2 protein-coding genes are annotated in these 2,442 nt (G+C 59.3%); both read left to right on the top strand.

The window, feature by feature from the left end; genetic code table 11:
* The first annotated feature begins 68 nt into the window (after nucleotides 1–68).
* Entirely contained in the window at nucleotides 69–677 is a 609-nt protein-coding gene (locus tag C41B8_RS19095; RefSeq protein WP_232226131.1) for a sigma 54-interacting transcriptional regulator, read from the top strand.
* 273 nt (nucleotides 678–950) lie between these two features.
* Nucleotides 951–2,180 carry an acetate kinase gene (locus C41B8_RS19090; protein WP_156962610.1) on the top strand — a complete coding sequence of 410 codons (1,230 nt, stop codon included), beginning with the start codon at nucleotides 951–953 and terminating at the stop codon, nucleotides 2,178–2,180.
* Nucleotides 2,181–2,442 lie beyond the last annotated feature (262 nt).

Genomic DNA, 2,442 nt, shown 5'->3' with positions numbered 1-2,442 from the left:
GCCGCACAATGTATTGGCTGCTGCGCGTGGACATGCGTATCAACACTCAACGATGACATAGCCATGAAATCGGCGATCTCCCGCTCGATCTCCAAGTCAACTTATTACGCTTTCTCGAGGATCACCGCATCGAGCGGCTGGGGGCCAGCACATCGGTCGACGTCAATGTCCGTGTGATCGCCGCTTCCCACGTAAATCTGGAGCAAGCGGTGGCCGACGGCCGCTTCCGGGAAGATCTCTACTACCGGCTCAATGTGCTCCGGCTGAAAGTGCCGCCGCTCAGGGAACGGGACGGCGACGTTCGACGATTAGCCCAATGCTTTTTTGATCAATTTCGGGCCGAAGCCCATCCGCGCGTGCGCGGCTTTACCCACGGCGCCCTGCAGAGCATGGAAAACCACAGCTGGCCGGGTAACGTGCGCGAACTCATCAATCGGGTGCGCCACGCCATGGTGATGGGCGAGCATCCCCTGATCACCGCCGCCGATCTGGGTCTGACGCCCAACGGGCCGCCGGCCGAATTAACGCTCGATCAAGTTCGCGACGAGGCCGAGCGACACGCGGTCGAAAATGCTTTGCGACGTGTGCCCAACAATCTGTCGGAAGCCGCGCGCCAGCTCGGTATCTCGCGCGTCACCCTTTATCGCCTGATACAGAAACACGATTTACGAACATGAAAAATACATCGATTTTAAAAAAAAACTCACATCCAGCGGCTCTATCGATAAGTTGATAACAACACGACGCTGCGCGCCTGTTCAAAATTCGGATACCGCGCCGATGCGTTCGAGTGTCTTCAACCCATAACAAGAGGCGAATACAACACTCCAGCCATAAACCATTGCGGAATCGTCCACAGAAAACGGAACTCCGGTCTGCCTTCCACGCTAGCGGTGGTCGAACAGTGGGCCGTTGCCAATATTAAATCGCATCATGCGTGAGGTAAGCGCGTGGCTATTCAAAAAAAAATCGTCATTACGATGGGGCTGGCCGGGTTCGCATCCTGGCCCGGAACGGGTTGGACAGCCGATAACGCGGCAGCCGACACACTGGATCGGCTGGAGCAGCAGATCGCGGCGCAACAAGCGCGTATCGACGCTCAGCAAGAAGCGTTGAACCACGAACAAAAACAGCTGCAGGCCACGCGTGCCCAACTCGAGAGTCTTCGTGGCCGCGGCGGACCGCCGCAAAATAGCGCCGGGCCCCAGACGGCCGTGGGTCAGGCGCCCTCCCCGGAAGCCGCCAACCACCCGGATACGGCGGCAGTGTCTCAGCAAACCAGCTTATTGACACCCAAAGGTCACGTCGTGCTGGAGCCCTCGGTGGAATACCAGTACAGCTCCAACAACCAGGTCTCGTTGATTGGGTATACCGTTATCCCGGCCATCACGATCGGCCTGATCGATGTACGCAAAGTGAACCAGAGCCTTGTCATCGGCGCCCTGACGGGGCGTTACGGCCTGACCAATCGGCTGGAATTCGAGCTCAAGGCGCCGTATGTCTATCGCGAACAGCAGTCCTCGGCTCGCCCGCTGGCAACTCCGTCGTCACAGAACGAGGTATTCAACGCCAGTGGCAACGATATCGGCGATATCGAAGTCGCCTTGCGCTATCAATTCAATCAGGGCGGGCCGGGCATGCCCTACTTCATCGGCGGCCTGCGCGGGATTCTGCCGACCGGCAAAAGCCCGTTCGACGTCAAATATGCGCCGGCGTCATCGTCGCAGGCCGGAACGCTGACCCAGGAAGAGCTGCCGACCGGCGCCGGGTTCTATGGGATTCAGCCCAGCCTGACCGCGATCTATCCGTCCGACCCCGTGGTGTTTTTCGGCGGGGTCAGTTATCTGCATAACTTCCCCAGCGACATCAACAAACGGATTGGCAGCACGTACATCGGCCGGGTGGACCCGGGTGATCAGATCCAGTTCAACTTCGGCATGGGGCTCGCGCTCAACGATCGATCGTCGTTCAGCATTGGCTACCAACACACCTTTGTCGACAAGACCAAGTACAACGGCAGCGCGCCGCCCGGCGCAATCAGCGCGCAACTCGGGCAACTGCTGATCGGCTACTCGTATCGGATTGGGCCCACCAGCAGCCTCAATCTTTCACTCGGGGCCGGCGTCACATCCGACACGCCGGATGTGGATATCAACCTTCGCGTGCCGTTTACATTTTAAGCGCTAGGGTCTGTTGAGGTTTCGTGCGAGCGCCGCGTTGGCGTCCGCAAATCGTGTCCGGCAAGGCGCGAGTCGCCGCGTCGTGGCGTGCCACGACCCAGACTCGCAACGCCGCCGGGCGCGATTTGCGGCCCAACCCGAAGGGACAAGCGCTGTTTTGCGGCAATACAGCGTTATAGCTCTCTCGCGTAGAACAACTACGCCACGTTCGCTACGCCTCGTCTTGCCGCAAAACAGCGCTTGGCGCGGACTCGCACGAAAC

Origin of the sequence: Salinisphaera hydrothermalis C41B8, assembly GCF_000732535.1 — a bacterium.
Lineage (GTDB): Bacteria > Pseudomonadota > Gammaproteobacteria > Nevskiales > Salinisphaeraceae > Salinisphaera > Salinisphaera hydrothermalis.
Note: the sequence above shows the minus strand (reverse complement) of the source record. Positions and strands in the feature narration are given on the sequence as shown.